At 40.7% G+C, this 24,514-nt stretch carries 22 protein-coding genes; 17 read left to right on the top strand and 5 right to left on the bottom strand.

Annotated features, from left to right (window positions below; genetic code table 11):
- The first annotated feature begins 1 nt into the window (after position 1).
- From rsmH to lpxC, 15 genes are all read left to right on the top strand, one after another.
- A complete protein-coding gene (rsmH, locus tag H4J63_RS03985; protein ID WP_182194676.1) occupies positions 2 to 940 on the top strand; it encodes a 16S rRNA (cytosine(1402)-N(4))-methyltransferase RsmH in 939 nt (312 codons plus the stop codon).
- Positions 937 to 1,263, top strand: a complete 327-nt coding sequence (gene ftsL / locus H4J63_RS03990) for a cell division protein FtsL (RefSeq protein WP_002957986.1) — start codon at positions 937 to 939, stop codon at positions 1,261 to 1,263. Before rsmH ends, ftsL begins: the two co-directional genes overlap by 4 nt.
- The gene (locus H4J63_RS03995) at positions 1,260 to 3,077 is read left to right on the top strand and encodes a penicillin-binding transpeptidase domain-containing protein (protein ID WP_182194678.1); all 1,818 of its coding nucleotides are present in this window, start codon (positions 1,260 to 1,262) and stop codon (positions 3,075 to 3,077) included. The genes ftsL and H4J63_RS03995 overlap by 4 nt, the downstream gene beginning before the upstream one ends.
- Complete coding sequence (gene murE / locus H4J63_RS04000) at positions 3,070 to 4,548, top strand: UDP-N-acetylmuramoyl-L-alanyl-D-glutamate--2,6-diaminopimelate ligase (protein ID WP_182194680.1); 1,479 nt, start codon at positions 3,070 to 3,072, stop codon at positions 4,546 to 4,548. Before H4J63_RS03995 ends, murE begins: the two co-directional genes overlap by 8 nt.
- Positions 4,545 to 5,927, top strand: coding sequence for a UDP-N-acetylmuramoyl-tripeptide--D-alanyl-D-alanine ligase (gene murF / locus H4J63_RS04005; protein WP_182194683.1), 1,383 nt, complete (start codon positions 4,545 to 4,547; stop codon positions 5,925 to 5,927). Before murE ends, murF begins: the two co-directional genes overlap by 4 nt.
- Positions 5,927 to 7,009 carry a phospho-N-acetylmuramoyl-pentapeptide-transferase gene (mraY, locus tag H4J63_RS04010; RefSeq protein WP_024599287.1) on the top strand — a complete coding sequence of 361 codons (1,083 nt, stop codon included), beginning with the start codon at positions 5,927 to 5,929 and terminating at the stop codon, positions 7,007 to 7,009. The genes murF and mraY overlap by 1 nt, the downstream gene beginning before the upstream one ends.
- A complete protein-coding gene (gene murD / locus H4J63_RS04015) occupies positions 7,010 to 8,344 on the top strand; it encodes a UDP-N-acetylmuramoyl-L-alanine--D-glutamate ligase (RefSeq protein WP_182194686.1) in 1,335 nt (444 codons plus the stop codon). It begins immediately after the preceding gene.
- Entirely contained in the window at positions 8,341 to 9,516 is a 1,176-nt protein-coding gene (gene ftsW, locus H4J63_RS04020; protein WP_024606332.1) for a cell division protein FtsW, read from the top strand. The genes murD and ftsW overlap by 4 nt, the downstream gene beginning before the upstream one ends.
- Entirely contained in the window at positions 9,513 to 10,589 is a 1,077-nt protein-coding gene (gene murG / locus H4J63_RS04025; protein ID WP_024596376.1) for an undecaprenyldiphospho-muramoylpentapeptide beta-N-acetylglucosaminyltransferase, read from the top strand. The genes ftsW and murG overlap by 4 nt, the downstream gene beginning before the upstream one ends.
- Positions 10,590 to 12,041 carry a UDP-N-acetylmuramate--L-alanine ligase gene (gene murC / locus H4J63_RS04030; protein WP_039485322.1) on the top strand — a complete coding sequence of 484 codons (1,452 nt, stop codon included), beginning with the start codon at positions 10,590 to 10,592 and terminating at the stop codon, positions 12,039 to 12,041.
- Positions 12,038 to 12,958 (top strand): D-alanine--D-alanine ligase, encoded by a 921-nt coding sequence (locus H4J63_RS04035; RefSeq protein WP_182194688.1) that lies wholly within the window; start codon positions 12,038 to 12,040, stop codon positions 12,956 to 12,958. Before murC ends, H4J63_RS04035 begins: the two co-directional genes overlap by 4 nt.
- Position 12,959: 1 nt before the next feature.
- A complete protein-coding gene (locus tag H4J63_RS04040; RefSeq protein WP_182194691.1) occupies positions 12,960 to 13,745 on the top strand; it encodes a cell division protein FtsQ/DivIB in 786 nt (261 codons plus the stop codon).
- Positions 13,742 to 14,974, top strand: a complete 1,233-nt coding sequence (gene ftsA / locus H4J63_RS04045; protein ID WP_007582937.1) for a cell division protein FtsA — start codon at positions 13,742 to 13,744, stop codon at positions 14,972 to 14,974. The genes H4J63_RS04040 and ftsA overlap by 4 nt, the downstream gene beginning before the upstream one ends.
- Before the next feature lie 21 nt (positions 14,975 to 14,995).
- A complete protein-coding gene (gene ftsZ, locus H4J63_RS04050; RefSeq protein WP_182194694.1) occupies positions 14,996 to 16,240 on the top strand; it encodes a cell division protein FtsZ in 1,245 nt (414 codons plus the stop codon).
- A gap of 106 nt (positions 16,241 to 16,346) precedes the next feature.
- Positions 16,347 to 17,258 carry a UDP-3-O-acyl-N-acetylglucosamine deacetylase gene (gene lpxC / locus H4J63_RS04055; protein WP_182194697.1) on the top strand — a complete coding sequence of 304 codons (912 nt, stop codon included), beginning with the start codon at positions 16,347 to 16,349 and terminating at the stop codon, positions 17,256 to 17,258.
- An 80-nt stretch (positions 17,259 to 17,338) separates the two neighbouring features.
- On the opposite strand, the gene yjjG is transcribed toward lpxC, so the two are convergent.
- From yjjG to H4J63_RS04070, 3 genes are all read right to left on the bottom strand, one after another.
- Positions 17,339 to 18,013: a pyrimidine 5'-nucleotidase gene (gene yjjG / locus H4J63_RS04060; RefSeq protein ID WP_182194699.1), complete on the bottom strand. Its 675-nt coding sequence runs from the start codon at positions 18,011 to 18,013 to the stop codon at positions 17,339 to 17,341.
- A gap of 13 nt (positions 18,014 to 18,026) precedes the next feature.
- Positions 18,027 to 18,572: an inosine/xanthosine triphosphatase gene (gene yjjX / locus H4J63_RS04065; RefSeq protein WP_182194701.1), complete on the bottom strand. Its 546-nt coding sequence runs from the start codon at positions 18,570 to 18,572 to the stop codon at positions 18,027 to 18,029.
- A gap of 63 nt (positions 18,573 to 18,635) precedes the next feature.
- A complete protein-coding gene (locus tag H4J63_RS04070) occupies positions 18,636 to 19,535 on the bottom strand; it encodes a phosphoribulokinase (RefSeq protein ID WP_002958002.1) in 900 nt (299 codons plus the stop codon).
- 157 nt (positions 19,536 to 19,692) lie between these two features.
- Between H4J63_RS04070 and H4J63_RS04075 the strand changes: the two genes are divergently transcribed.
- Together H4J63_RS04075 and H4J63_RS04080 are read left to right on the top strand one after the other, a co-directional pair.
- A complete protein-coding gene (locus H4J63_RS04075; protein WP_024605973.1) occupies positions 19,693 to 20,568 on the top strand; it encodes a hypothetical protein in 876 nt (291 codons plus the stop codon).
- A gap of 75 nt (positions 20,569 to 20,643) precedes the next feature.
- Complete coding sequence (locus H4J63_RS04080; protein ID WP_007376965.1) at positions 20,644 to 21,009, top strand: hypothetical protein; 366 nt, start codon at positions 20,644 to 20,646, stop codon at positions 21,007 to 21,009.
- Between the two features lie 77 nt (positions 21,010 to 21,086).
- Here H4J63_RS04080 and H4J63_RS04085 read toward each other — a convergent pair whose 3' ends face one another.
- Both H4J63_RS04085 and H4J63_RS04090 read right to left on the bottom strand, forming a co-directional pair.
- Positions 21,087 to 23,660: a M1 family metallopeptidase gene (locus tag H4J63_RS04085; RefSeq protein ID WP_165743113.1), complete on the bottom strand. Its 2,574-nt coding sequence runs from the start codon at positions 23,658 to 23,660 to the stop codon at positions 21,087 to 21,089.
- A 148-nt stretch (positions 23,661 to 23,808) separates the two neighbouring features.
- On the bottom strand, positions 23,809 to 24,489 hold the full coding sequence (locus H4J63_RS04090) for a hypothetical protein (RefSeq protein WP_138488564.1): 681 nt from the start codon (positions 24,487 to 24,489) through the stop codon (positions 23,809 to 23,811).
- Positions 24,490 to 24,514: the final 25 nt, after the last annotated feature.

Here is a 24,514-nt window from a genome sequence, read left to right on the forward strand (position 1 = left end):
AATGACAGCGCAATTTGAACACGTATCCGTATTAATGGATGAGACCATCGATGCCCTTGCAATTAAGCCAGACGGTATATACATGGATGGTACATTTGGACGTGGTGGCCACTCTGGGCAAATTTTAGCACGCCTTGGTGATGAAGGTCGCCTGCAAGCAATTGACCAAGATCCACAAGCAATACAATCAGCTGAAAAATTTGCTGATGACCCACGTTTTGCAATTGCACATACTCGCTTTTCAAACTTATACGAAGTAGCACAGCAAAACGATCTAATTGGTAAAGTCGATGGCATTTTATTAGACATTGGTGTTTCGTCACCACAATTAGATGACGCTGAGCGTGGCTTTAGTTTTATGAAAGACGGCCCACTCGATATGCGTATGGACCCTACAACAGGTCGCAGTGCAGCACAGTGGTTAGCAGAGGCTGAGTTGGATGATATTACCCACGTAATTAAAAAATTGGGCGAAGAAAAGTTTGGTAAACGCATTGCACACAAAGTACTTGAAGTTCGTGAGCACACGCCAATCACAACTACCAAGCAGCTTGCTGACCTTGTTGATGAAGCTGTACCGGTAAAAGATAAGTTTAAACACCCAGCTACCCGTACTTTTCAGGCTATTCGTATTTACATTAATAGTGAGCTTGAAGAAATTCAAACTGCGCTTCAGTCTACAGTTAAAGTGCTAAAGCCAGGCGGACGTTTAGTGGTGATTTCGTTTCATTCTTTAGAAGACCGTATTGTAAAACAGTTTATTAGAAAACAGAGTAAGGGAGAAGCATTACCCAGAGGTCTGCCTTTAACTGATGCACAAATAAATAAAAATCTGACGTTAAAAGCAGTGGGTAAAGCTATTAAGCCAAGTGCTGCAGAAGTAGAGCGTAATCCACGTTCTCGTAGTTCTGTACTTAGGATTGCACAGAGGTTGGGATGAGTAAAAAAGCGAGCTATCGGCAACCTAATTTATTCTTTGAAATATTAAAAGGCCTAGGAGCTAATAAGCTAACCTCGGCCTTGTTGGTTGTGATATTCGCTTCTAGTTTAGCTGTTGTGCAAACAACCCACTTAGCTCGTGGCCAACTTATACAGCAAGATCAATTATTACAAGAACGCGATGAGCTCGATTTAGAGTGGCGCTACTTACTTGTTGAAGAAGAATTTTATTCGCAACATGCACGCATTGAAGAAGTAGCTACATCACAATTGAAAATGAAAAGACCTACGAGTCAAGATGAGCAGGTAATAATAGTACAATGAGAAATAGAGGCAAAAAACCAGTCACTAATTTAATCACATGGCGCTTTATGCTGGTGTGTGCAGTTGTGTTTATGGTGTTTGTAACACTCGTATCTCGCGCTGCTTATTTACAAGTGATAGAACCCGATAAAGCACGTTCAGAAAGTGATAAGCGCACGGTACGTGTTGAAAAACTGCATGTGCAACGTGGAATGATTTTTGACCGCAATGGTAAAGAATTAGCGGTAAGTGTGCCTGTGGTAAGTGTATATGCTGATCCTAAAGCATTACATAAATCGCTTGTTTCTAAAGTAATCAAACAAGCACGCAAAAGCGGCGAAGATCACTTATCTTTAACTGAAAACACTGCTGAGCTTGATAAGCGTACTGCACTTTATTATAAAAACGATTTACGCTGGCGTGAGCTTGCAGATGTGCTGCGGATTGATCCTAAAAAGATTAATTCTCGACTTTTAAACGATCCTTCGCGTCGCTTTGTGTATTTAAAGCGCCAAGTTACTCCTGCTGTAGCAAATTATATTGGTGATTTACGCCTCCCTGGTATCCATTTATTAGATGAATCTAAACGCTACTACCCTGCAGGTGAAGTTACCGCGCATGTTATTGGTTTTACCAATATCGATGGCAAAGGCATTGAAGGCATTGAAAAGCTCTACGAAAACGCTTTAACGGGCGAGGAAGGCCGCCGTACTATTCGTAAAGACGCACAAGGGCGTGAGGTAGAAGTACTTGACGAACGTGAACGTGTAGAGCCAGAAAGTATAGAACTAAGTATTGATCAACGAATTCAAGCTATTGCTTACAAGGCTGTTAAATCAGCTGTATTGACTTATAAAGCCACATCGGGCTCAGCTATGGTAGTTGATGTTAAAACCGGTGAAGTACTGGCAATGGTAAATAGCCCTTCATTTAATCCAAACAACTTAAGCGATGCTGCACCTCATAAGCGTCGTAACCGCGCAATTACAGATTTGTTTGAACCAGGCTCAACTGTTAAGCCTCTAGCCATCTTGGCTGGGCTAGACTACGGCGCCATTCAGGCAGATGACACGATTGATACCTACCCAGGTTGGATGCGTTTAGGTGGTAGTTTAGTTAGAGATACTCGTAATCACGGCGAACTAACACTGCGCGAAATATTAAAGTACTCCTCAAACATGGGAGTTGCGAAGGTTACTCAGTTAGTGCCTAAAGATTACCTTGTTGGCTTATACCAAAAAGTAGGCTTTGGCAGTGATACTGGTACTGGAATGGTAGGTGAAAGCAGTGGTTTGTTTTATCCAAATCGCCGTTGGTCTGACTTTGAAATTGCGACTTTATCGTTTGGTTATGCAATTTCGGTAAGTACAGCGCAAATGGCACGTTTTTATACCATGTTAGGTGCTGGCGGAGTTAACCGACCTCTGACTATTTTAAAGCAAGATAATATACCTGAAGGCGAACGTATTTTTAAACAAAAAGACGTAGAAGCCGTAGTGCACATGATGGAAAGTGTATTTGAAAAAGACGGTACTGCTCGCAACATAAAAGTTGATGGGTATCGTGCAGCTGGTAAAACAGGTACATCTAAAAAAGCCGTAGCAGGTGGCTATGGTGATGAATATGTAGGTTATTTTGCAGGTGTAGCGCCGGCAAGTAATCCTCGTTTAGCCGTGGTAGTTATGATTAATGAACCAGGTGGTGATGTGTACTATGGAGGTGCCACCGCAGGCCCTGCATTTGCAGAAATCATCTCTAACGCATTAAGAATATTAAACGTAGCGCCTGACAAGGAAGAGGTTGCATACGTACAAGGTAAAGATAACGATGCGTGAGTTAAAGGATATTTTAAAATACATCGAAATAGATGCGCCCTCGCAACTGGTAAAACATTTACGCCTAGATAGTCGTGAAGTAACGCCAGGTGATGTATTTGTTGCAATTAAAGGCCATGCACTTGATGGCGGACAATTTATTAGTAAAGCAATTGAAAATGGCGCAACAGCTATTATTGCTGACAGATTATGTGAATTTGAAACAAGTTTTGAGCCACTATATTTAGTCTCGGAGCTTGATAAAAAGCTTCCAGAATTAGCAAGTCGCTTTTATAACCAGCCAAGTCAGGCTCTTGATTTAATTGGTGTGACAGGTACAAATGGGAAATCGACGACCACAGCTATGATTGCCCACTTAGCACAATTTTGTAGTACTGAGTCGGCTATTATAGGCACTTTAGGTTATGGTCATCCTGATAACTTAATTCCACTGATTAATACCACACCTTCAACGGTTGATTTACAGCATATTTTGAGCGATTTAAATTCGCAGCATAAAAAGCTGGTAGCTATGGAAGTGTCATCTCATGGGTTAGTGCAGCAGCGCGTTGCTAAATGCGCGTTTAAAGCGGCTGTGTTTACTAATCTTTCGCGCGATCACTTAGATTACCATGGTGATATGGCAAGTTACGGTGATGCGAAACTAATGCTTTTCCGTGACTTTGAGCCAGAGGTTGTAGTGCTTAATCAAGATGATGCTCAAGCTGAGCAATGGTTTGAAAAGTATGACTTTAATAACCTAGTTTGTTATGGCCGCAAAAACTTAGCCCCTAAGAATGCTCAGTACGTTTATTTTTCTAATGTTGAATATTCAAGTGACGGTATTTCGGCGCAGTTATCGACTAGTTGGGGTGATATGTCGATTAAATCGCCTCTGTTTGGCGAATTCAACTTATATAACTTAACGGCCGCGATCGCTACATTACTAGGGCTTGGTTATCCGCTTGAGCAATTAGTTGCAGGTTGTGCGCAGTTACAGCCAGTAGCTGGTCGAATGCAAGCATTTAGTCAAGCTGGCATGCCAACGTGTGTTGTTGATTACGCACATACACCCGATGCACTTGCACTTGCATTACAAGCATTGCAGCTGCATGTGCCAGGTGGTGTAAGTTGTGTATTTGGTTGTGGTGGCGACAGAGATAAAGGAAAGCGTGCATTGATGGCGCAAGCTGCAGAGCAAAACGCTAATAAAGTTATTATTACCAGTGATAACCCTCGCTCAGAAAACCCTGATGACATTATTGCAGATGTAGCAGGCGGTTTAACCCATCCTCAAAATGCACATTTAGAGGCTGATAGAGCAACTGCAATTCGTTTTGCTATAGAAAACGCTACAGCTGATGACGTTATTTTGATTGCAGGTAAAGGCCACGAAGATTATCAAATTATAGGTGATACGCGAATCGACTTTTGCGATCGCCGGTATGTACAAGAACAACTAAAAAAAGCAGTAAGAGGGATAACACAATGATCCCAATGGATTTTGATTGGTTAGCTAATGTGCTAACAACCGATTATCAAGGTGATAATCAACACGTGCTTAATATAAATACTGATACTCGTACAGTGTGCGATGGCGAAGTGTTTTTAGCACTGAAAGGGCCAAATTTTGATGGTCATAAATTTATAACTGAGGCTAAACAAAAAGGCGCGATTGGCGTTGTTGTTCAGCACAAAGTTGATGTAGATATTCCACAATTTATAGTGAGCGATACTCGTATTGCACTTGGTGTAATTGGCACTGCTGTTATGGCGCAAGTGGCGCCTAAAACAATTGCAATTACAGGTAGTGTAGGCAAAACAACTGTAAAAGAAATGTGTGCGGCAATTTTGTCGGTTCACGGTGATGTATTAGCTACTAAAGGTAATTTTAATAACGATATTGGCGTCCCACTTACGTTATTGCGCTTAGAGCCTCAACATCGTTTTGCAGTAATTGAGCTAGGTGCAAATCACTTAGGTGAAATTGCTTACACCACTGCAATGACAAAACCAGATGTAGCCGTTGTATGCAATGTTGCAGCAGCTCACTTAGAAGGTTTTGGTAGTTTAATGGGGGTTGCAAAAGCTAAAGGTGAGATTTTTGACGGCCTAAAAGATGACGGCGTTGCTATTGTTAACTGCGATAGTGAATTTAGCCAGTATTGGTTAGATAAGCTTGAAGGACGTAATGTTAAACGTTTTTCTACAACCGAAAAGCTAGATATTTGGGCAGAGAACATCACGCTTGATGCCAATGCGCGTGCAAGCTTTACGCTTTGCACTAAAAACAAGCAAGTACCTGTTACTTTAGCGCTACCTGGTAAGCACAATATTAGTAATGCACTTATCGCTGCTGCACTGACTAGTGAATTTGATGTAACCCTTGAAGAAATAGCCAATGCACTTGCCACAATGGGTGATGTAAAAGGGCGCGTTAATTTAATTGAAGTGTCTGATTTACTCACCGTGGTTGATGATACCTATAATGCCAATGTTAAGTCGGTAAAGGCTGCGATTGACTTGTTAAGTGATATGCAAGGTCACCGCATTTTAGCACTCGGAGACATGGGTGAGCTAGGTGAAGATGCACGTAAGTACCATCAAGAAGTTGGCGAGTACGCACTTGAGCAAGGGATTGATGAGTTATTTACATTAGGTGTATTAAGTAAATACGCAAGTGATGTGTTTGAACTCCCTAATCGTCACTTTTCGAGTCGCGAACAGATGCAGCAAAAAATTCAAGAAAGTATTAATAAAGTGAATACTAAAACAACAATAGTAGTGAAAGGATCGCGCAGTTCTCGCATGGAATTATTAGTAACCGATTTAGTTAATGGCCAGCAACAAGCCATCAATGGAGTATCATAATGTTAGTTTGGCTGGCAGAGTATTTAACACAGTATTTTAGTGGTTTTCATGTTTTTTCGTATTTAACGCTACGTGCCATTTTAGGTATTTTAACTGCGCTAATTATGTCTCTTTATTTAGGGCCTAAGTTAATTCGTGGTTTGCAACGTATGCAAATAGGCCAAACAGTTCGAGACGATGGTCCGCAATCGCATTTGTCTAAGTCGGGTACACCGACTATGGGTGGCTTACTTATTTTAGCGGCTATTTTTACCAGCACGCTACTTTGGGCCGATTTATCAAATAAATACGTTTGGGCAACACTGTTTGTAATTGGTTCTTTAGGTATTGTTGGCTTTGTTGATGATTACCGTAAAGTTATTCGTAAAGATCCAAAAGGTTTAATTGCTAAGTGGAAGTACTTTTGGCAGTCGGTCATTGCATTAGTTGTTGCTACTGCTTTGTACTTTACCAGTGCACAAGCATCTGAAACATCACTTGTTGTTCCATTTTTTAAAGACGTATTACCGCAATTAGGTTTGTTTTATATCGTGCTTACGTATTTTGCTATAGTAGGTACATCAAACGCGGTAAACCTGACCGATGGCTTAGATGGCTTGGCGATTGTGCCAATTATTTTGGTGGCTGCGGCATTGGCAATTATTGCTTATTTAACAGGTAATATTAACTTTTCGGCTTACTTACATATTCCACATTTACCGCTAGCGAGTGAGCTTGTGGTTGTGTGTACTGCCATTGTGGGCGCAGGGCTTGGCTTTTTATGGTTTAACACTTACCCAGCACAAGTATTTATGGGCGATGTTGGCTCATTAGCACTTGGTGGCGCATTAGGTATTATTGCTGTTTTAGTACGCCAAGAGTTACTGCTTATTATTATGGGCGGTGTATTTGTAATGGAAGCGCTATCGGTAATATTACAAGTGGGGTCGTATAAATTACGGGGACAACGCATTTTTAGAATGGCGCCAATTCATCATCATTACGAATTAAAAGGTTGGCCAGAGCCTCGTGTTATTGTGCGCTTTTGGATTATTTCTGTTGTGCTAGTGCTTACTGGCTTAGCTACTTTAAAGATTCGATAAATGCAGTATTTAAACGAGATAAAAAACAAACAAATAACAGTGCTCGGACTCGGTGTAACCGGTCTGGGCATTGTGCGTTTTCTATTATCTCATGGCCTTGCCCCCAAGGTCGTTGATAGCCGAGCAACCCCGCCGGGGATTGATTGGTTAAAAGAGCACGCGCCAACTCTAGATACCCACTTTGGTAATTTGGATGACGCAGAGCTTTGTTCAAGCGATATGATTATTATAAGCCCTGGGCTTAGCTTAAAAATACCAGCTGTTGCAAATGCAATTAACGCAGGTGTTGAAGTGATTGGTGACGTTGAGTTATTTGCGCGCATTAATACAAAACCGGTTGTTGCTGTAACAGGCTCTAACGGCAAATCAACCGTGGTTACGCTTGCTTATGAAGTATTAAAAGAAGCCGGCTATAAAGTTGCTTTGGGTGGGAATATTGGCACCGCGGTGCTTGATTTGCTCAATGATGATTTTGATGTGTATGTACTTGAGTTATCTAGTTTTCAGCTAGACACCACAACGAGTTTAAAACCTGTGAGTGCAACGGTATTAAATGTGTCAGAAGATCATCTTGATCGATACGACAGTTACCAAGCTTATATAGACTCAAAGCTAAGTATTTATGACTGTGCAGAGCTGATAGTTGTCAATGCAGACGATATTCAAACTCATCCAGTTGAGCGCGGTACAACCCCCCTAATCAGCTTTGGTGCTCAACAAGGTGATTACCATTTAGCACAGCATAATGGCGAAACTCATTTTATGCTTAAAGGCGATGCATTTTTACCTGTTGATACCCTTGCGGTAGTGGGTAAGCACAATTATTTAAATACGCTTGCAGTAATGGCGCTTTTGAGTCCGTTTGAAGTAAGTAAAGCGCAATATAAGAACGCGTTAGGTCAATTTAATGGGTTGGCTCATCGCTGCCAATTTGTAGCTGAGCTTAACGGTGTAAAGTATTTTAACGATTCAAAGGCAACGAATGTTGGAGCGACCATTGCTGCAATAGATAGCTTGGCTTGTGATGGTGAAAACCTGATTGTTATTGCAGGTGGCGATGCTAAAGGCGCTGATTTAAACGCACTTAAACCCTACATAGAACAGCATGTAAAAGCATTAATTTGTTTTGGTAAAGATGCAAGTGACTTAGCTGCGATTACCAATAAGAGCTATTTAACTAACAACATGGAAGAAGCCGTTGCTTTGGCCAACGTACTTAGTAGTACAGGCAATATTGTTTTGTTAGCACCTGCATGTGCCAGCATTGATATGTATAACAACTATATGCAACGTGGTGATGACTTTATTCAATGTGTTATGGCAGGGCAACTATGATTGCTTTTGCCGATATAAGAGATGCATTAACACCAAAACCTTCAGGTCAGTTGTATGATGTACCGCTGTTGTACTGCGTAATTATGTTAATTGGTGTTGGTTTTATCATGGTAACCAGCGCTTCAATGCCGACTGCTGAGCGGTTATTTGATGACCCATACCATATTACTATTCGCCACAGCATGTTTTTGGCAATGTCTTTTGTGCTTTTTTGGATAAGTGTTTGTGTGCCAATGGATTGGTGGAAACGATCCAACCCTTATTTATTAATACTAGGCATGGTGCTGTTAATAGCTGTATTGATTGTTGGGCGTGAAGTGAATGGTGCTAAACGATGGATACCTATTGGTCCTGTTGGTTTTCAGGTGGCTGAGGCCGCTAAATTATACTTTTTTAGTTATATTGCGGGTTATTTGGTAAGAAAACGCGAAGAAGTACAAGAAAATATTAAAGGCTTTGCAAAGCCAATAGCTGTATTTGCAGTGTATGCGCTGCTTATTTTACTGCAACCTGATTTAGGCACAGTGGTTGTTATGTTTGTAACAACGGTTGGTTTACTGTTTTTAGCTGGCGCTAAATTATGGCAGTTTTTTGTACTTATTCTAACTGGCGTCGGTTTGGTTGTATTACTGATTATTGTTGAACCATATCGAATGGCGCGTGTTGTTGGCTTTTTAGACCCTTGGGATGATCCTTTTGGTAAAGGTTATCAGTTGGTTCAATCGCTAATGGCTTATAGCCAAGGTGGTTGGTTTGGCCAAGGCTTAGGTAACAGTGTACAAAAACTGCAATATTTACCTGAAGCGCATAACGATTTTATTTTTGCTGTAATAGGTGAAGAACTTGGTTTAATAGGCGTTGTAAGTATTTTAATGGTATTAGCTACTTTAGTATTTAGAGCGTTATTAATAGGCCAACAAGCGCTTAAGTGTGGCAAAGAATACGAAGGCTATTTTTCGTTTGCCATTGGTATTTGGTTTGCATTTCAAACCATGGTGAATGTAGGTGCGAGCGCGGGTATTTTGCCAACTAAGGGTTTAACCCTGCCATTTATTTCTTATGGTGGTTCAAGCTTGTTAATTATGACCATTGCCACGGGCATTTTATTGCGCGTTGATTTTGAAACCAAAATGGCAACCAAACAAGCCACCTCACGTGGAGGCAAGCGATGAGTAAAAAATTAGTAGTAGTGGCTGGTGGAACTGGCGGACACATTTTTCCTGGTATTGCAGTGGCTGATTATTTAAAACAGCAGGGCTGGCAAGTTAGCTGGATTGGCACACCAGATCGAATGGAAGCAAGCGTTGTACCTAAGCATAATATAGATATTGATTTTATTAATGTAAAAGGTGTTCGTGGTAACGGATTAAAACGTCTTATTAAAGCCCCATTCATGGTAGTTAATGCAGTATTGCAAGCGCGTAAGGTATTGAAAGAACAGCGCCCTGATGTAGTACTTGCAATGGGCGGTTATGTTACGGGACCCACGGGAATTGCCGCAAAGAGTTTAGGTATTCCGTTAGTTATTCACGAGCAAAACGCTGTAGCGGGTATGAGCAATAAACTGCTAGCTAAGGTGGCTACACGTGTATTAGCAGCATTTCCAAGTGCTTTTGCACAGGGTCAAGCCGAGCTAGTAGGTAACCCAGTTCGCCAAAGCGTTATGAATATAGCCAAACGCGATGTATCAAGCCCTATTAATATTTTAGTGGTAGGGGGCTCGCTCGGTGCACAAGTGCTTAATCAAACATTACCAGAAGCATTTAAAGTACTAAATAATACAGCTCCTATAAGCGTATGGCATCAAACAGGTAAAGGTCATTTATCTACTGTAGAAACAGCTTATAAAATGCATGGCTTTGCGGATGGTAATACAAAAATAGCTGAATTTATTGATGATATGGACGCGGCGTATAGCTGGGCTGATATTGTTGTTTGCCGCGCTGGTGCATTAACTGTTAGCGAAATTGCAGCAGCAGGTAAAATGGCTGTTTTTGTTCCCTTTCCACATGCCGTGGATGACCATCAAACAGCAAACGCACAATATTTAGTGATGGCTAATGGCGCATTATTAATGCCACAAGGGCAGTTTAATAAACAATCAATTGTTGAACTATTAAGCCCATATTTAGCCCAACCTTCATTAATTACTGAAATGGCTACAAATGCAAAAAAACAAGCCATTTTAGATGCCACAGCAAGCGTAGCAACGCACTGTGAGCAAGTAACAAATAAGAGAAAATAAGTGAAAGAAACGTCAGTACAAGAAAAACACACGCGCCCAGCAATGCGCCGAATAGAAACCATTCACTTTATTGGTATTGGTGGAGCCGGTATGGGCGGTATTGCTGAAGTACTCGCTTTTGAAGGCTACCGTATTACAGGTTCTGACATTGCTCATAGCGCTATGACAGATCGCTTAATTAAAGCCGGTGCTGAGGTATTTATTGGCCATCATGAAAATAACGTGAAAGATGCCAATGTAGTGGTTGTTTCAAGCGCGATTGATGAAACAAACCCTGAAATTATTGCAGCTAAGGCCGCAAGAATCCCTGTTGTGCGCCGCGCAGAAATGCTCGCAGAACTAATGCGTTTTCGCCACGGTATAGCAATTGCGGGTACGCATGGTAAAACAACGACAACAAGCCTAATTGCAAGTATTTATGGACAAGCAGGGCTCGATCCAACTTTTATTATTGGTGGCTTGTTAAATAGCGCAGGTAGTAACGCAAAAGTAGGCAAAAGTGATTTTTTAATAGCAGAAGCTGATGAAAGCGATGCGTCGTTTTTACACTTGCAGCCAATGGTCTCGGTCATCACAAATATTGAAGAAGATCACATGGATACTTATGGCGGCAGTCTTGAAAAAATGAAAGACACGTATGTCGATTTCATTCATAACTTGCCGTTTTATGGTTTAGCTGTTGTATGTATTGACTCTGAAGTTGCAGCTGAGCTTATCCCGCGCTTTGGTCGCCCAGTTATTACGTATGGCGAATCGAAGGATGCTGATTATCGCATGAGCGACTTTAGCCAATCAGCTAATACGTGCACATTTACAGTAACTAACAAGCAAGGTGAGTGTTTAACTGCCACGTTGAATATGCCAGGTAGACACAACGCACTTAATGCAACCGCTGCGATTGCTGTGGCAAAAGATCAAAACATTGCGAATCATGCAATTTTAGAAGCGCTGCAGAAGTTTGAAGGCATTGGCCGTCGTTTTCAGCACTATGGTGAATTTGAAAACGAGCGGGGCAATGTGATGTTAGTTGATGACTACGGGCATCACCCTTCAGAGGTTGCAGCAACAATTGCAGCAGTACGTGAAGGTTGGCCTGATAAGCGTTTAGTAATGGTATATCAACCTCATAGGTTTTCTCGTACACGCGACTTATACGAAGATTTTGTAAAAGTGCTTGCTGATGTAGATCAGTTGCTATTGCTTGATGTGTATAGCGCTGGTGAAGATCCTATTGTAGGGGCCGACAGCAAAAGCTTATGTCGTAGCCTTCGTCAACGTGGCAAAGAGCCGCTACACGTAGCAACAAATGCTGAGCTTGCAGGTGTTTTGGCCGCAAATTTACAAAACAATGATTTAGTATTAACCCAAGGCGCTGGTAATATAGGTCAGTTAGTTAAAACATTAGCTGCAACGGGTATGTCGATAGAAAAACTTAAGCAAGGTGAAGTATGACTCAGGTAAACACACAATTTGGTAAAGTAGCGGTACTGCTAGGTGGTAACTCAGCAGAGCGTGAAGTGTCTTTACGATCGGGTCAGGCTGTTTTAAATGCGCTGCAAAATAGTGGTATTGATGCAATTGCATTTGACCCACAAAGTCGTTCTTTGTGGGAGTTAAAAGAATTAAATGTAGATCGCGTTTTTATCGCTTTGCATGGCCGTGGTGGCGAAGACGGCACAGTGCAGGGAGCACTTGAATTTATGGACTTGCCTTACACGGGCAGTAATGTACTAGGTTCAGCACTTGCTATGGATAAAGTACGTTGTAAGCACTTATTTAAATCAGCGGGTTTAAGCACTGCACCTTATACCGTAGTTGATGCTAAAAAAGGCTTTGATGCTGCAGCTATTATGGGTGAATTTAAAAAGGTCATGGTTAAGCCATCGCATGAAGGTTCAAGCATAGGTATGGCGCAAGCAAGTACAACACAAGAGCTTGAAGATGCACTAGCTAATGCATTTAAGTTTGATAACCAAGTACTTGTAGAGCAGTGGATCACTGGTCGTGAATTTACAATCACGGTGCTTGGCGACGATGTACAACCAGTCATTGAGATGACGACACCTAATGGCTTTTACGATTACCAAGCTAAGTATCAATCAAATACAACCCAGTATCATTGCCCTGCAGATTTATCAGAGCAAGATACTAAGTACTTACAAGCCATATCGCTAGATGCGTTTGATTTAGTGGGTGCAAGTGGTTGGGGTCGTGTTGATGCTATGCAAGACGAGCAAGGGAATTTTTACCTGCTTGAAGTAAATACAGTACCAGGCATGACTGAAAAGTCACTAGTACCGATGGCTGCAAAAGCGAACGGGGCAACTTTTGAGCAATTAGTTGTTCGCATTTTAGAGCAAACGCTTTAATATGCATCCCCTTTTAGAAAAAGCTCAACAACTAAAACAGCAACTTAACTTTAATTGGTCGCTGATTTTTGGAGTGAGTTTTTTTCTGGTTGTGGTTATAGGCTTAGTACAAATAACCACAGGTGTATCTGATTGGTTAGTTGAAAATAAAGATGCTCAAATTAAGCACCTTACAGTGCAAGGACATCCCAAATACACAGATGAAACGGCAATTATAAAAGCAATTAAAAAAGCCGATTTAAGTAGTTTTTTTGAACTTGATGTTAAGCACGTGCAGCAGCTAGTTCAAGACTTGCCTTGGGTTGCTACCGCTTCGGTACGTAAACAATGGCCTGATACTATACAGGTGTATGTAGTTGAACATGAAGTAGTTGCTCACTGGAATAGCGACTTGTTGCTCAACCAAAGTGGCCAAGCATTTCAAGCCAGCAGCGATAAGTTAGATGATAACTTACCGCAGTTATATGGCCCAGAAGGCAGCGAAGAAGAGGCGTGGATTGCTTTTAAGCAATTTGATGAAATGCTAAAAGTTAACGGTTTAACGTTAACAAGTTTGGCATTGTCGGAGCGCTTTTCGTGGCAATTATGGCTAGATAACGGAATACGTTTAAATTTAGGACGTAAAGATAAAGCCAAGCGTGTACAACGGTTTATAGACGTCTACCCACGAATGGAACAACGTGCAGATGCACAAGTAGATACAATAGATTTACGGTATGATACCGGCCTTGCAGTAAGCTTTAAGCCAGTGCAAGAAGAACAATTACAAAATAAGAGTAAGGCATGACTAAGTCAGCAGAAAGAAACCTAGTAATAGGGTTAGACGTTGGCACCTCGAAAGTGGTTGCCACGGTAGGTGAAATCACCGCAGATAACAAGCTCAGCATTGTTGGTGTGGGCAGCCAAGTATCTCATGGTATGGATAAAGGCGGCGTTAACGATTTAAACTTAGTGTCTGAGTCTATTCGCCGAGCAATAGACGAGGCCGAGTTAATGGCTGATTGTCGTATTAGCTCTGTGTATTTGGGTATTTCTGGCAAACATATACAGTGCCAAAACGAAAGTGGCGTGGTGGCAATTAATAATACCGAAGTCACTGACGAAGACATTGAAAATGTAATTCATATTGCGCGTTCTGTGCCTATTTCGGCAGAGCGTAAAATGCTGCATGCATTGCCGCAAGAATACAGTATCGACATGCAAGAGGGCATTAAAAACCCACTTGGTATGAGTGGTGTTCGTATGGAAGCGCGTGCACACATTATTACGTGCTCAAACGATATGGCAAAAAATATCGAAAAATGTGTAGAGCGCTGTGGTCTTGAAGTCGATCAGCTTATCTTCACTGCATTAGCGTCTTGTTATTCTGTGCTTACAGATGATGAAAAAGAGCTAGGTGTAGCTGTACTTGATATTGGCGGCGGCACTATGGATATAACCATTTATATTAATGGTGCGCTTCGTCACTCTGCCGTTATACCTGTAGCTGGTAACCAAGTTACTGGTGATATTGCAAAAATATTTCGTACACCTATATCACATGCAGAGTCACTCAAAGTACAATACGCATGTGCTAGTAGCCAAATGGCAAGTAGCGAAGACACAATTGAAGTACCAAGTGTAGGCGGGCGACCAGCAAGGTTAATGTCGCGCCATACATTGTCTGAGGTGGTAGAGCCTCGTTTTAGAGAATTATTTGAGCTTGCGATGGAAGAAATTCGTCGTTCAGGTTTAGAAGACCAAATTGCGGCAGGTCTCGTTATTACAGGCGGAACTGCTAAAATGACTGGCGCGATGGAAGTGGCAGAAGACATCTTCCAAATGCCAGTAAGAATAGGCAAACCAATCGGGATGGTTGGTTTGACAGACTACGTAGACGATCCTTCGTACGCAACCGCTGTTGGTTTGTTACAATACGGACGTACCATGCAATCGATGAATGCACAAAAGTCGAAAGCAGAGGATAACAATAATTGGTGGAACCGCATTACTAAATGGTTCCAAGGCGAGTTTTAAGACTCAAGTCGGAGAGTAAACATGTTTGATATAATGGAACAACACAGCGAAGAAGCTGTAATAAAAGTAATTGGCGTGGGCGGTGGTGGCGGTAACGCTGTTGAGCACATGGTAAAACAACAAATAGAAGGCGTGCGTTTTATAGCCGCCAATACGGATGCGCAAGCATTACGTAACTCTGCTGCCGATATTACAGTTCAACTAGGCACGCAAATAACCTCTGGGTTGGGTGCGGGCGCAAACCCTGAAGTAGGCCGTAAGTCGGCTGAAGAAGATGCAGATACAATTCGTGCCAGCCTTGAAGGCGCCGATATGGTATTTATTGCAGCCGGTATGGGCGGTGGTACAGGTACTGGTGCAGCACCTGTAGTTGCTAAAATTGCTAAAGAGCTCGGTATTTTAACCGTTGCAGTTGTAACACGTCCTTTTGATTTTGAAGGTAAAAAACGTGCAGCAGCCGCTGAACAAGGCATTAATGAATTGTCAGAAATTGTAGATTCACTTATTACAATTCCTAACAATAAATTGCTTAAAGTTTTAGGAAAAGGGACTACACTTCTAGATGCCTTCGCTAAAGCTAATGACGTATTATTTGGTGCGGTACAGGGTATAGCAGAGCTAATTACACGTTCTGGTTTAATTAACGTGGATTTCGCCGATGTTAGAACTGTAATGTCTGCAATGGGTACAGCCATGATGGGAACGGCGTCTGCGTCAGGTCCTGATCGTGCACAAGAAGCAGCAGAAGCGGCTATCTCAAGCCCACTACTAGAAGACGTTGATTTAACAGGTGCTAAAGGTATCTTAGTTAATATCACCGCAGGTATGGACATTGCGATTGAAGAATTTGAAATTGTTGGTAATCACGTTAAAGCACTTGCGTCAGAAAACGCAACGGTTGTTGTTGGTGCGGTAATCGACCCTGAAATGACTGATGAGCTACGTGTAACGGTTGTTGCAACTGGCTTAGGCGGCGATCGTCGTCCACAGTTTGGTATCGTTGATAACGGCTTTAAAAAAGCATCAGGTTCTGATGTTGCAAGCACATCAAACCAAACGAGCAGTATGTACGTACCAAGCTTTGCAAGCCAAGATACAAACGCTGAAGAAAATACGACTAAAGCACAAGCTGAAAGCAAAGAAAAAGCGCCTTCAACTAGTTCAAGCAGTTCAAGTTCTTCAGCGCAAAACAGTAAAAAAGCGGATAAATCAGAAGGTGGTGATTATTTTGATATCCCCGCTTTTTTACGTAAGCAGTCAGATTAACATTTAATAATACTTTTGTTTGAAATACGTACAAATATTGAAAGGCAAAAGGATTTATGTTAAACTCCGCCATATAACTGTAACTGATTTAAAAGTGAGCATACCTATGATTAAACAGCGTACGATTGCAGAAGTAGTCAAAGCCATAGGAATTGGACTTCATAAAGGTGAGAAGGTCACAATAACTCTCCGACCTGCGAGCGCAAATACTGGGATTGTATTTCGTCGTGTCGACCTTGATCCGGTTGTTGATTTTGAAACAACACCTGAAGCCGTTGGTGATACGCAGCTGTGTACCTGTTTAATTAACAAAGATGGTGTTCGCTTATCGACTACTGAGCATCTTATTGCAGCCGTTGCTGCAATGGGAATTGATAATCTAATTGTAGAATTAGATAGCTCAGAAGTGCCTATTATGGATGGTAGTGCATTACCATTCATATATCTGTTACAAAAAGGCGGAATTGAAGAGCAAAACGTTGCTAAACGCTTTATCCGTATTAAAGAAAAAGTACGCATTGAAGAAGATGGTAAGTGGGCTGAAGTTGAACCATATGATGGTTTTCATATCGACTTTGAGATTGCATTTAACCACCCAGCTATCAATGAAAGTCGCCAACGTATTGGGTTGGACATAACAACGCAAAGCTTTATTGAAGAAATTAGCCGTGCGCGTACTTTTGGATTTATGAAAGATATTGAATACATGCATGCAAACAACCTAGCGCTAGGTGGTAGCATGGATAGTGCTGTGGTACTTGATGAGTTCAAAGTTCTAAATCCTAACGGTTTACGTTATAGCGACGAGTTCGTTAAGCACAAGATATTAGACTGTGTTGGTGACATGTTTATGACAGGTCATAATCTTTTAGGTAAAGTAACAGCATTTAAATCGGGTCATGATTTAAATAATAAATTACTACGTAAAATTATGGCTACAGAGTCAGCATGGGAGTGGGCAACATTTGAAACGCCTGTGACGATGCCTGCACCCGGTCTTGAGTTAGCTCCAGCCTAAAAGCAGTAAAAGAACAGCTCACAAACAGTTATAAAAAATGACGCTAATTAGCGTCATTTTTTTGCGTAAAATTTACTCTATTATAACTCTAAAAGATCTTGTAACTGATTTAAATGAGTTACTGTATAAGTTGGCTTTATTCCTTCGGCTAATTGCTCACCAGGGTGTTGTAACCAGCAAGTATCAATACCTGCATTGTTGCCGCCAAGTATGTCGCTTGCAGCAGTATCACCCACCATAAGTATCTCGCTTTTATCTGGGTTACCCATTAGCTCAAATGTGTGCTCAAAAATCGCTTTATTTGGTTTTGCTATACCCACAAGTTCAGATATTACTAACCATTCAAACATATCTTTTAAGCCAGTATGCTCAAGGCGTACGGTTTGTAAGCGGGCAAATCCGTTAGTAATAATACCTAATCGAGCATTTGGCTTAAGTTTATTTAAAAGCTCAATAGCACCAGGTAATGGCTCGCAAATTTGCGCCATAGCATCTAAAAAAGCATCGTTTAGCTCTTTTGCGGGCACATTAAGTTTTGAAGCCCACTCATTAAAGCGTGTTACTTGTAAGTAATCTGCGCTAATAGTGCCATTTTGATAATCAACCCACAGCTGCTTATTGGTTTTTTGATAATGAACATAATCGTCTTGGCTAAAATCTACGTTGTAAGCTTTAAACATGCGAGTCATGCCCGCTAAAATATCAAACCTAAATAAGGTTTCGTCTGCATCAAACAATACATAGTTGTATTTCATTAAACTTCCTAAATTAATTTGTTTGGCTGTAGAGATCTACGTGTAGAAAGGGCGCCATAGCTAAAGTGAGTGCTTGTGTATAGGTGCTTTCGCGCGTGGCATGATTGTTTGTAAGTAAACCAATAGCGCCCCCTTTTTGTTTAACGTTGGTGGTATTAAATGCTTTGTCCATTACATCGCCAAGCTCTTCGCCATTAAGTAATGCGTTATAAAGCACTTGAGGCAAGGGGAGGTTGCTGCTGCGCCCTACAACCTGATTTAAGGCATTATCAATAACTACGTAAGCAAAGGTTGCTGCACCATAGCTAAATTGCTCTGCACCGCCTTCCATTGCCACGTAGTAGTGAGCTTGGTAATGCTCTTTGCAATAATTAACACGGTTTTGTGCGCCAACACGTGTTTCTTCTTCGGCAATAGGTTGATCTGGCACATTGGATGGAGCATCAACACCTTGGCAATCAATTTCATGTTCAGGGAAATACATTGTAAAAATATGTTTAGCAGCGTTAATTTTTACAGGGTTTTTAGAACCCACAATAATTTTTAATGAGTACAACACAATGTCCCTTATTGTTACTAAAATCAGCAGTGTACGTGAGAGAGCTCAATCTTAGAAGAGGAGTTAAATAGGTATATCCAAAGGTGCTAAGTTTTCCAGTGCACGCTTTTTCAAAATAATATCTTTAATAAGTGGAGTAAGCACCAGCTCCATAGCTAAGCCCATTTTGCCCCCTGGTACTACAAGCGTATTAATACGAGACATAAAACTGCCTTCGATCATCCGTAAATAATAAGGAAAATCAACATCATCAATACCCCTAAAGCGAATAACTACAAAGCTTTCATCAAGAGATGGAATATCTTTGGCGCTAAATGGGTTTGATGTATCAACGGTCGGCACGCGTTGAAAATTAATATGGGTACGAGAAAACTGCGGGGTAATATGATTTATATAGTCATCCATACTGCGCACAATAGAGCCCATAACCGCTTCGCGAGAATGGCCTCGTTCGGATGTATCGCGTATTAATTTTTGAATCCATTCAAGGTTAATAATAGGCACCATGCCTATTAATAAATCGACATGCTTTGCAACGTCTACATCTTGATCAACTACACCACCGTGTAACCCTTCATAAAACAAAATGTCAGTATTATGGTCAAGATCTTGCCAAGGTGTAAATGTACCTGGTAATTGATTGTACGGAACGGCTTCATCAAAGGTATGCAAGTAGCGGCGTAACTTTCCTTGACCTGTTTCGCTATAGTTTTCAAACAACGTTTTTAAAGCGCCAAAGTCATTGGCCTCTCGGCCAAAGTAACTAATATGTTTACCTTCTTGTTGTGCTTCTCGAACTTTTTTATCCATTTCGGGGCGAGTGTAACGATGAAAGCTATCTCCTTCGACAAAAGCCGCTTGAATATTAAGGCTACGGAAAATATGTTTAATTGCATTCGTTGTGGTGGTTGTACCCGCACCAGATGAACCCGTAATCGCAATAATAGGATTTTTAGCTGACATGTTAATTCTCTTTTTTAGGACCAGGTTTTATAACCAGACTAAACTTAACATTATTTTAAGTCGTTTGGGTATCTTAAGAGTTGACTGACTTAGCTCAAGTGACGCCATCAGCAAATAACGTTATCATGAGGTGCTTAAAATTAAAACGAGAGAAAGCATGAAACTTATTAAACCATTACTTGGATTATTTTCTATAGCAGCGCTGAGCCCAATAGTGGTGCAGGCTAGCATGCCAAAAAGCCAAGTATTACTTGCTGATTTAAATACACCTTTCGGGGTACAAGTTAGTATAGTGAGCGATAAAAATAGTTATAACAACCAACCGCACTTAACAAGTACAGGTTTATACTTTACTCATGAAGTAATTAATAAAGGGCAAAGCCAAACTGATATTGCTTATTATGATTTCACGTCAAAAAAAGTTACCAATATAACTAACTCTCCTGTAAGCGAATATTCGCCAACGGTTATGCCAAGTGGTGATGCGATATCAGCGATTGTTGTAGAAGCTGACGGTAAGCAAAAATTGTGGCATTACCCACTCAAAAATGAAGATGCGCCAAGTCGTATTTTTGATTGGATTGAACCTGTTGGATACCATGCATGGGGTGTCCAAAATGATTTAGTGATGTTTATTTTAGGAAAGCCTCACACTCTTCAATATACTTCTGTTGCACAAGCGAAGGGGGAAATAGCTGCCAGTAATATTGGCCGAACGCTTATTTATAACAACTCAATGGCTGCATTTTTATTTAGTTACACTAAAAACGAGCAACACATTTTAGCGAGTTTTAATCCACAAGATAAACAAGTTGAAGACCTATTAAGGTTACCGGCTCAAGTTCAAGATTTTATTTTAAAGGATAATGCGACCATTGCTTATGCTATTAAAAACCGCGTTTATCAGCGTAAACTTGATGGAAGTGATGAAGTATCGCAATGGCTTAATTTAAGCACCTACTGCGAAACAAATATAACAAGAATGAGTTACAACAATGAAAAACTCGCTTTTGTATGTGATATAACAAAGTAAAGCAGACAAATAAATTCAGATTTTATTGTGTGTATGCGTTAATCTAATACGCAAATTAACTAATAGGGATTACACGTGGCTTATAGTGCAGACGAGCTGACAGAACAGCTCATTAAATTACAGTGCAGAAGTAATTTTAAGATTAAAAATATTGCAGAGTACATGTTAGTAAACTCTAAAGAAGCATTTTATACCCACAGCGAAAGCGGCAAGGGTAAAATAGTAATTCGCCCTGCATTTGAAGTATTTAGCGATGATTTTAATGATATAGATGGCGTAACACGTGCGCAAGGGTACTTCCATAGCAGTGAGATGACACGCTTTCCTACGCGCATTTTTAAAAGCGCTCAACCTATTCACTACGGTGTTGCGTTTAAAATAAACTCTGAGCAAGCAGCCAAAGATTTTATAGCCAAGCTAACTATGATTATTGGCAACTAATTTTATATAAAAAGTAAAAAGCCGCTGAATTTATATTCAGCGGCTTTTGTATTTTTATAGCTCAATAAACCTAATAATTACTTACTTTTTAAAAAGCTATTAACCGATTCAAGTTCACGTGTTTTAAGCGCGATACAATCGTTTGTGCTTTCTTCAAGCTTACTTAATGTACGAGCGTAACCAGCTACATCAGCTACTTTTTCGTTAAAGAAGGTTTTTGTTGTCGCTAAACTTTCTGCATCACAGCTTGCAGTTGTAAAGTACGGCAAGTTAGGTATAAAGAACGGCGGTAAGCTTGCTGTTACTTTATCGTAGTTACTGTAAACCCAATCAATAAATAATGCTTGGCGCTCATCTGTGTAACTTTGACCTGACAAAATAGTACGCATGTCAGATGCCGTTACTTCATCCGTTAAGCTATAAGCTAATACCGCTTTTTGTAACTCAGGTTTACCAAAAAAGCCCATAGCTGCAAGCATGTTTGTGCGTACTTGCGGATCTTTAGTCGTTTTAAACGTTGTCATGAATTGATCAAGCAGCGCTTTGTCACCATGAAAAGCAGCAAGAGTTAAGTACGTACCCGCTAAGTATGGGTCTACCTTTTGTGGATCATTTAAATAAACCTGCGTTTGTTCTTTGGCTTTATTGATGACGTTTTGATCTTCACCATCAAAACCTAAGCGTGATACAACGGCTGCACGAAGTTGTGCAATAGCACCATCTTCACCCGCTTTTGCTTCTAAACCATATTTTTTAGCAGCAGGCGTTACTGCACCGCGAATAAATTCAGGCCATAGGTCTTTATTGCTATCGTCTTTAAAAGTGCGCTGTTGCGACACTAAGTAACCTAGTGCGGTATTTGCTACGCGAGGGTGGCTATCGCTTACGAACACTTCAAGTGTTTGCATTAACTTAGTAGCAGATATAACACCAGCATCAAGTAGCGCATCAGTAGCAGATAGTAACGCTAAGCGTTCACGGTCACTCAGTACGCTTGGCGCCTTTTTAACAAGTGCGCTAAATTGTGCATCATCCATTACCCAGCGGTAGTAGCCTAATGCACCTTGGTCAGGATAAATCCACTCTGGTTCAAAGTCTAAATCTAGTGTTTGGCTTTGTTTATTAAGTAATACGTTTGCTGTTTTTACTTTATCGCCAGCACCATATTTAATTGCAACAGGTACATTCCATAGCTGCTCTGGCGCATCAACGCCTGCGTTTACAAAGCGGCTTTGTGAAATAGTTACTTTGCTACCTTGTTGAGTTACTTTAACTAGTGGGAAAGAAGATTGCTCAATAAACGATTTTAAAACACTCGCTACGTCTTTATTTGATGCTTTACCAAGTGCTTCCCATAAGTCGGCCGCTTCTGCATTTTTATATGAAAACTCTTTTAAATAACTTTGAATACCTTTTTGAAATGCATCTTCGCCAATCCAGTTTTCAACCATAGCAAGTACTGAGCTGCCTTTACTGTAAGCAAGACCTAAACCGTCCATAATGTCGGCTTCGGTTTTAATTGGCTTACGAATAGGCTTGGTGCTTAGGCGTGCATCAAGTGCCATTACGTTGTTTTGTGGCAGGTCTAAGTGCGATTCAAACTCAGGGTTAAGCTGCTTAGTAATTTTTGCAGCCATCCAGCTAGCAAACGCTTCGTTTAACCATAAGTCGTTCCACCATTTCATGGTTACTAAATTACCGTACCATTGGTGAGCAAGTTCATGAGCAATAATTGATACATTACGCTGTTTTTTACTGCGTGTTGCTGCAGCTAAATCAACTAATAAAATATCTTCTCGGTAGGTTACTAAGCCTGAGTTTTCCATTGCGCCAAATGGAAACTCTGGTACCGCTACTGAGTCTAATTTTTTGTAAACGTAAGGAATACCAAAATACGCTTCAAGTGCGCCCAGTACTTTTGGCATGTTTTCTTTTGCGTATTGGGCTAAGTGAATTTTACCTTGAGGGGTAATTACACGACCAGGAATTGGCATGCCTTTAATATCTAATTCTTCAAATGGGCCAACAGCCATCGCGACTAAGTATGAAGGAATTGGCGGCGTTTTATCAAAAAAGTGTGTGGTCATATCGCCATCAACCGTTGTTTTTAGTTCTGGCGTATTTGAATATACTTTTTGTGATGTAGGTGCAGTAATCGTTAACTGAAATGGAATTTTGTAACTTGGCTCATCAAAAACAGGAAATGCACGGCGTGCATCACTCATTTCAAATTGAGTAAATAAATAAGGTGTGCCTTGGTCTAACGTTTTGTATAAACCAACGCTTTGACGATTATATGGCGCTGAAAAATCAACTTTAAGGGTGTATTTACCTGGTTGGATTTGCTCATCACAGCTAAATTTAACTTTACCTGTTTTAAGCATTTCGTTGTTTAAGTCACAGTTTTCGTCGCCAAGCAGTTGCGCCATTTTAACAGCGTAAGCTACGCCATTTAATTCAATGTATTTTGTTGGTTTTAGTACTTCTAGGGAAATCTCAGTTATCCCTGTGAATGTATCTTGGCTCGGATCGAGTGTTAACGATACCTGTTGAGAACTTGGTTTTGCGAGTTTTTCAATAACGAATTCGTTAGCGTTTGCAGCACCCATTGCCAAAGCAACGCTCACTGTTAAGAGGCTTTTAAGAAACATAGTGATCCCTAGATTGTTGTTGTTAGAAACTACCCTAAATAGGCTTTTTTATGCTCATATTATTAGGGGGTCAGATATCCTAACAGTTTTTTTTAATAGAGTAATTGATTATAACGATGACTTTAAGGGGAAATAGTAACAAAGTTTGTCAGTGGCTTTCGCGTGTTATAAAACGCTGCCAATGCAGGTGTGAGTTAATTATACGTATTTTTTGGATCACGTTATTTAATAAAAGCACGTCCTTAAATTCATTATGTGGGTATTCGTTAAATCCCATGAGGTAATTAAAGGCGTCTTTAGAGTTGGCTTGCAGAGCATGTATACGCACTTGTTGCTCAAAGTTAAGACGAAGGCTGCTTATTGCTGTTTTCATACCGAGTTGATCAACGTTTGGTATATCACACTTTTGTAAATAGCCGGCTCGCTCACCTTCACCTGAAAACCAAATACGGACTTTTTCACTGTATCTGCCAGTTTTAGCGGGTAAGTCGAACATTAATCGTTGTTGATTTTGTGATTTTATGAATGCTAAGTATTCATTAAACCCGGCATCTATAAGTGCCTGATGCACTGGAACTAAGCGAGGTTTTATCTTACCGTGAGTATGAAAATTAAAACATAAGACATCTTTTTCAAGAGACAGATCATCAAGCGTTAGATAGCCAATTTCATCGCTATATGCACCACTGTAATATGCAATTAGAGGAAGCCAAAAATGCCAGTGTTTTGGTTGCTCACGTGCAACTTTAAAATCACCGTATATATATCCATTATAAAGAGTGTGCAGTTCCATGGCTGAAAAGGGCCGGCGACCAAGATGGGTTTTCAACGTAATACCTTGAAAATAATGATGT

Source organism: Pseudoalteromonas sp. 5Ae-yellow, assembly GCF_014077565.1.
Lineage (GTDB): Bacteria > Pseudomonadota > Gammaproteobacteria > Enterobacterales > Alteromonadaceae > Pseudoalteromonas.